This window comes from Longimonas sp. (genome assembly GCF_046498435.1).
In the GTDB taxonomy this organism is placed as follows: domain Bacteria; phylum Bacteroidota; class Rhodothermia; order Rhodothermales; family Salinibacteraceae; genus Longimonas.
Genome location: NZ_JAWOAR010000345.1, coordinates 1 through 6,850, shown reverse-complemented (window position 1 = coordinate 6,850; position 6,850 = coordinate 1). Strand labels below are relative to the sequence as shown.

The following is a 6,850-nucleotide window of genomic DNA, read 5'->3' as shown; positions in this document are numbered from 1 at the left end:
CGGCCATCCAACTACTCAAAGAGCTGTCTGAAGCCCAGGCGCAAGACGACTACGCGCACGACCCGTCCAGCACATTGGCCGCCGTGCGGGCGCAGCGGTCGCATTTCATCAATGCGGATGCCGAGTTCCTCACGCTCTCCACCGCCCGCCCGCTGGCCCTGAAAGACACCACCAATTCGTGCGTCTCTATTGGTTTTCTGATGGACGAAGCCTTCCGCCGCCAGGTGCAGTTTGCGCACGACCCGGCCATCACACGGCGCGAGGTCAACCTCACCTGCGAGCGCTGCCCCCTCACCGAAGCGCAGTGCCAGGAGCGCGTGGCCCCGCGCACGCTCTACGACAAGGAGCAGCGCGAACAACGGCAGATCGAAGCCCTGCGCGAACTCACCAACGCCACACGCAGCGCGTAACCCAGCCTCACCTCTGTCACATCTGCATCCAACAGTCCCTTCTCTTCCTCTGTCCAACGGTCCTCCGTTGGACGTGCTACATGATCCTTGCTGTTTAAGAGGAAACCCCAACGAGCCCCTCCCGCGTGCCATTCCCTTCCGGTCCCCACTACCCACTGCCACGCTGGCAGGACGCCTCGTCAGTGCAGGCACAGCGCCCGCCCGCCCAGGATCTGCCAACGCGACAGGCGGTGCCGTTCGCCTCCCCCATACAACACCATTTTGTGTACTTTCTGCAAATCGTTCACCCCGCTGAACGCGGCGGTACACCGGTTGCTATGCGTCAAAATGTGAGTAGGCCTGTAGCCTGCTCCTCACTCAACAGCACTCTTAACCGTATCTGCAATCGTCTACGTTATGTCTACATTCAAACCCCTGGGCGACCGCATCGCAGTGCGCCCGCTTCCCGCTGAAGAGAAAACGTCGAGCGGACTCTACATTCCCGACACCGCCAAAGAAAAGCCACAGCAAGGCACCGTCGTCGCCGTGGGCCCCGGTCGCACGGAAGACGGCGTGCATGTTGACATGAGCGTGCGCGAGGGCGACCGCGTGCTCTACGGCAAGTACGCCGGAACCGACCTCACGCTTGACGACGAAGAGCTGCTCATCATGAAAGAGTCGGACGTGTTGGGCCGCCTCGACGATTAACGGATCGGCATCCTACGGTCCGTATCTCTCTGTAACGATTCACAATAACCCACGGTATAACGAATCCTATGTCGAAGCAAATTGTTTTTGACGCCTTGGCCCGCAACGCCCTGAAACGCGGCGTAGACACGCTGGCCAACGCCGTAAAAGTGACGCTGGGCCCGAAAGGCCGCAACGTACTCATTGAAAAATCTTATGGCGCGCCGACCATCACGAAAGACGGTGTCACCGTTGCCAAGGAGATTGAGCTGGAAGACCGCCTCGAAAACGTGGGCGCCCAGATGCTGAAAGAGGTCGCCTCGAAGACCTCCGATATCGCGGGCGACGGCACCACCACCGCCACGGTGCTGGCGCAAGCCCTCATGACGACGGGACTGCGCAGCGTAACGGCGGGCTCAAACCCGATGGATCTGAAGCGCGGCATCGACCGGGCTGTGGAAGCGGTGGTGGCCGACCTGGCCACACAGAGCCGCGAGGTGGATGGCAAGAGCGACATCAGCCAGGTGGCCATGATCTCGGCCAACAATGACTCCGCCATTGGCGCACTCATTGCCGATGCGTTTGAGCGCGTGGGCAAGGATGGCGTTATCACCGTCGAAGAGGCCAAGGGCCTGGAGACCGAACTCGATGTGGTTGAGGGCATGCAGTTCGACCGCGGCTACCTCTCGCCCTATTTCGTGACGGATTCGGAGGGCATGGTGGCCGAGCTTGAGGATGCGCGCATCCTCATCCACGATAAGAAGATCTCGTCGATGAATGACCTGCTCCCCATTCTGGAGAAGGCCGCACAGACAAGCTCTCCGCTGCTCATCATCGCCGAGAATATTGAAGGCGAAGCACTTGCCACGCTCGTAGTGAACAAGCTGCGCGGCACGCTCAAGGTGGCTGCGGTGAAGGCCCCCGGCTTCGGCGACCGCCGCAAGGCCATGCTCGAAGACCTCGCGGTGCTCACGGGCGCAACAGTCGTGAGCGAGGAGAAAGGCTATCGCCTCGAAAATGCGACGCTCGACTACCTCGGTACCGCCAGCCGCATTACCATCGACAAGGACGCCACCACGATCGTGGATGGTGCTGGCGATGATGCGCAGATTAAGGCGCGTGTGAACCAGATCCGCCAGCAGGTCGAAAACGCTACGTCGGACTACGACCGCGACAAGCTGCAAGAGCGCCTTGCGAAGCTCTCGGGCGGAGTGGCGGTGCTCAAGGTGGGCGCTGCTACCGAGCCGGAGATGAAAGAGAAGAAAGCACGCGTCGAAGATGCGCTGCACGCCACGCGGGCGGCCATCGAAGAAGGCGTCCTGCCCGGCGGTGGCGTAGCCTACCTGCGCGCGCTGCATGCGCTTGACACCCTCGATGTCGAAAACCAGGACCAGGAGATTGGCGTTTCGATTGTACGCCGTGCGCTCGAAGAGCCGCTCCGCCAGATCGCATCGAACGCGGGTCTTGAAGGCTCGCTCGTGGTGGAGCACGTGAAGGAAGGCGAAGGCGACTTCGGCTACAACGCACGCACCGATGTCTACGGACCGCTGCTTGAGCAAGGCGTGCTCGACCCCACTAAGGTCGCGCGCAGTGCGCTCGAAAACGCGGCGTCGGTCGCTGGGCTGCTGCTGACCACCGAGTCGGTGATTGCCAACCGTCCGAGCAAGTCCAACGGTGGCGGCAACGGCATGCCCGACATGGGCGACATGGACTTTTAGGCTGAATCGTCTCTCTTCGGAGAGATACACACGCTGCGAATCCAACACGAGCGGGACGCTTCCTTCGCGGGGGGCGTCCCGTTTTTTTGTGTCCCGGTTCCGGTTGGGCGTTGTGCTGCGTGCCCCGTCTTGCCAGAAATATCTGTCTCGTCCCCAACATAGCAGCGCCCGCATCCATTGCTGGCTGTGGGCGCTGGTATTGTGTAGCGGAGATTAGCCTCAATCTACGGTGCAGATCGCAGTTCGCACTCGAATGTGCTTATCGTATCAGTTCAAGCATATCACGCCAAATGGCGACGCATAGATCGGCATGAACGAGGCCGGTTCAAGCCCCGGCGCGTTCGGCTCCGCGTATTCGTCATCGTATCCCATTGCGTCGTTTGAGGTAGAGCTGCTCGGCTCGGCCACCGCCGACAGGTCGGGGAGTTGCTCTTTGGTGGGCAAGAACGAGCCTCGCGCCTCGGCGACAACCTCGTCATCGTCGCTCAGCAGAAGCACGGTAACGACCGCACGTGGCGGCTGCGTGAGAATGACTTGCGCCATTGCGCGCACCGGACCGGTATACCCATCTTGCTTCATCTCAACTTCGAACTGATCCACGCGCACCACATGTTCTTTGTGAAGCGACCCCGCTGCCAAACGAGCAGCATCGGTCAGGAATTGTTCGGCAGCGGTGGTGCCCGGCAGACGGCCCTCGATATCGCTGTGAATGATGGCGCGCCCAAAAGACACTGCAGCTTGGGTGGATGCAGCGTGCGAGCGCCCGTACAACCGTTCCAGTCGTTTAAAGTGCGTGTTCATAAGACGATCACCACATCTTGGAGGAAAGAGTCAACCATCGAGATTGCAAAGGCATTGCCTTGTTGCAACCTCGCGCTGGACTCACGTGCGAAAGTGGTGCCAGCCGTCTAAGGCGTGTGATTCTGTCAGCTTGTGGGGCTGCGGCGCAGAAAGGCCGTAACGGAGTCGATACCCAGCCTGCCAGCCCCGCATATCATGCCACAACGTCACATGAAGCACCCGCTCAGAACGACAGCATCGCACAGTCTCACTCGCCGGTTGTACTGTAGGGCGCTGGCGCATTCGGGGCACGCAGCGAGTCGGCGAGCAGTTGCCCCCACACGGCATCGTACGGATGCACCCGGCCCACGCGCTCGCCCTGCTGCACCACAGGGCGGCCTTCGTTGGCCCAGCGGAAAATGGAGCCTTCTACGTTCACAACATTGGTGTAGCCGTCGTCGCGAAGCGCATTCACCACGCCTGCCGAGCGATAGCCCACCGAGCAGTACACGGCAATGGGCCGGTCGGTGGCCACCGTATCGAGCAGAGCCGTGTTGGGCCGCTCTGGATCGTAATGGCGCGCGCCCTCAATGTGGCTGGTCGCGTACTCCTCGGGCGCACGGGCATCGAGCAGCAGCGGGCGCTCGTTTTCGGGCCGATGCAGGCGCTCAGCCAGCGTCTCGGTCGAAATGGTAGGCACCGAGCCATGCGACTGTGCAATCATGCGATCGACCGCCTGCCAGCGCAGGGCCGCGTCGCCGCGTATCCACCATAGCCATGCGCTACCCGCAAGCCCGATAATAACAGCGATACCCACTCCGACTTTTGTACGTTGGCTCCACGGCATAGATGACCCGGCGTTATGATGAGAATTACAGCAGCTACAATGCCGAACGAGGGCCTCCAAACGAAAGTTCGTGGAAACGCCTTGTGCCAGCATGTGCACGCAACGCCTGCGGATCTTTTTGGCAGACGGCTCCTACGTACTTCTCCCTATCGTATCTGCCAACCCAACCCGGCGAATCCCCCGTGAGCGACGACTCTGCCCTGCCGCCCGCCACCAATTTCATCCGCGAAATCATCAACGACGACTTGCGTGCTGGTCGCCACGGCAAGCGAGTCGTTACGCGCTTTCCGCCCGAGCCCAACGGCTACCCGCACCTGGGCCACGCCAAATCGATCTGCCTGAACTTCGGCATTGCCGAGGACTATGCCGACGTGGCCGACACGCGCTGCCACCTGCGCTTTGACGACACCAATCCTGAAACCGAAAGCGAGGAATACGTCAACGCCATCAAAGAGGCCGTGCAGTGGCTCGGCTACGACTGGGGCGAGCACTGCTACCACGCGGCCGACTACTTCGAGCAGTTTTACGACTTCGCCGTACAGCTTGTAAAACAGGGGGATGCGTATGTCGATAGCCAGACCGAAGAAGAGATTCGCGAGAACCGAGGCACCGTCAACGAGCCGGGCACGCCGAGTCCGTACCGCGACCGCTCGGTCGAAGAGAACCTGGACCTGCTCCAGCGCATGCGCAACGGGGAGTTCGACGACGGCGATCACGTACTGCGGGCCAAAATCGACATGGCCTCGCCGCACATGATTATGCGCGATCCGCTGCTGCTGCGCATCAAACACGCCCACCACTACCGGCGTGGCGACGACTGGTGCCTCTACCCGATGTACGATTTTGCGCATCCGCTCGAAGACGCCATCGAAGACATCACGCACTCGCTCTGTACGCTGGAGTTCGACAACAACCGCCGCGTGTACGACTGGCTCCTGGAGCGCTGCCTGCCTGAGGAGGAGCACGAGAGCCGCCCGCATCAGTACGAGTTTTCGCGGCTGAACGTGGGCTACACCGTGATGAGCAAGCGGAAGCTGCTTCAGCTTGTAGAGCGCGGCGATGTGGCGGGCTGGGACGACCCGCGCCTGCCTACGCTGGCGGGGCTGCGCCGTCGTGGCGTGCCGCCGGCTGCCATTCGCGCGTTCTGCGACGACGTAGGCGTAACGCGCACCGAAAGCCGCGTGCAGATCAGCCGTTTCGAGCACGCAATCCGCGACACGCTGAACACCACCGCGCCCCGCGTGATGGCCGTCGTCGATCCGCTCAAGGTGGTGCTCACCAACTACTCCGCCGACGACACCGAGTGGATGGATCTGCCCTCGTGGCCGCACGACATCGACAACGAAGGCAGCCGCCGCGTGCCGTTTTCGCGGACGCTCTATATCGAGCGCGACGACTTCCATGAGGATCCGCCCGCAGACTTCTACCGCCTGTCGCCCGGGAAGGCCGTACGCCTCCGCAACAGCTACGTGATCACCTGCGAGCGCGTGGTGCGCGATGACGACGGCACTATCAAAGAACTACACTGCACCTACGATCCTGCCACGAAGGGCAACGTCGATCCTGTTGATAGCCCCACGCCGCAAGGCGTTATCCACTGGGTGGATGCGCAGGCCGGGCTCTCCTTCGAGGCCCGTCTCTACGATCGCCTCTTCACGGTGCCCGCCCCCGACGGCGGTGACGAAGACTTCAAAACGCACCTGAACCCCGACTCGCTCCAGGTGCACGAGGGCATCGTGGAGCCAAGCATCTTAGACAACCCCGACGACCAGCGCTATCAGTTTGAGCGCGTGGGCTACTTCTGGCAGGATCCCGAGGCTTCCTCGCGCGAGGCATTGGTCTTCAACCAGATCGTCCCCTTGCGCGACCGCTGGGCCGACGATGGCGACACGGTCGATCTGGAGGCGGAACGCAAAGCCAAAGAAGAGGCCAAGCGCAAGCAGCGTGAGCGCTCGATTGCCGCGCAGCGCGACCCCGCCGAGCAGCTCTCCGAGGCCGAGCGTGCCGTGTACGAGCAGTATCACCGCGAACTGGGCCTCACGCGCGACGGCGCTGCCCTCTTAGCTGGCGATGAACCGCTGCGTGCGTTCTTCCAGGAGGCACTCGACCACTACAACGCGCCGCAGGCCGTAGCCAACTGGATCGTGAACGAACTGCAAGCCGCTCGCAAAGACCAGTCGCTGATCGACCTGCCATTCGACGCGGCCCAGTTTGCCAATCTGGTTCGTCTGGTGGATACAGAGGTCATCACCAACCGCGCAGCCCGCGACATCTTCGGACACATGATGGCCGAGGGCGGCGACCCGGCTGCTATTGTGGAGGAAGAGGGCCTGCAGCAGATCGACGATGCCGGTGCGCTACGCAAGGCTGCCCAGCAGGTGGTTGCCGACAACCCCGACGAAGCCGCCCGCTTTCGCGATGGCGAGCAG

At 61.9% G+C, this 6,850-nt stretch carries 5 protein-coding genes and 1 pseudogene; 4 read left to right on the top strand and 2 right to left on the bottom strand.

Translation table 11 applies throughout. From position 1 onward, the window contains the following. The 3 genes and pseudogenes from R6U20_RS13510 to groL form a co-directional block, all read left to right on the top strand. Positions 1-410 (top strand): annotated as a pseudogene (locus R6U20_RS13510) (XRE family transcriptional regulator); the annotation flags it as partial. Between the two features lie 396 nt (positions 411-806). After that, the gene (groES, locus tag R6U20_RS13505; protein WP_410338363.1) at positions 807-1,097 is read left to right on the top strand and encodes a co-chaperone GroES; all 291 of its coding nucleotides are present in this window, start codon (positions 807-809) and stop codon (positions 1,095-1,097) included. Between the two features lie 68 nt (positions 1,098-1,165). Then, a complete protein-coding gene (groL, locus tag R6U20_RS13500; protein WP_410338362.1) occupies positions 1,166-2,794 on the top strand; it encodes a chaperonin GroEL in 1,629 nt (542 codons plus the stop codon). Between the two features lie 267 nt (positions 2,795-3,061). On the opposite strand, the gene R6U20_RS13495 is transcribed toward groL, so the two are convergent. Both R6U20_RS13495 and R6U20_RS13490 read right to left on the bottom strand, forming a co-directional pair. Beyond that, positions 3,062-3,595 (bottom strand): hypothetical protein, encoded by a 534-nt coding sequence (locus R6U20_RS13495; RefSeq protein ID WP_410338361.1) that lies wholly within the window; start codon positions 3,593-3,595, stop codon positions 3,062-3,064. Positions 3,596-3,842: 247 nt separating this feature from the next. Next, positions 3,843-4,391, bottom strand: coding sequence for a rhodanese-like domain-containing protein (locus tag R6U20_RS13490; RefSeq protein ID WP_410338360.1), 549 nt, complete (start codon positions 4,389-4,391; stop codon positions 3,843-3,845). A 212-nt stretch (positions 4,392-4,603) separates the two neighbouring features. Between R6U20_RS13490 and R6U20_RS13485 the strand changes: the two genes are divergently transcribed. Beyond that, positions 4,604-6,850, top strand: a 2,247-nt coding sequence (locus R6U20_RS13485; protein ID WP_410338359.1) for a glutamine--tRNA ligase/YqeY domain fusion protein, incomplete at its 3' end; no start/stop codon positions are given.

Coding starts and splice junctions, on each gene's coding strand:
- R6U20_RS13495 (WP_410338361.1), bottom strand. CDS start 3,595: ATGAACACGCACTTTAAACGACTGGAACGGTTGTACGGGCGCTCGCAC.
- groL (WP_410338362.1), top strand. CDS start 1,166: ATGTCGAAGCAAATTGTTTTTGACGCCTTGGCCCGCAACGCCCTGAAA.
- groES (WP_410338363.1), top strand. CDS start 807: ATGTCTACATTCAAACCCCTGGGCGACCGCATCGCAGTGCGCCCGCTT.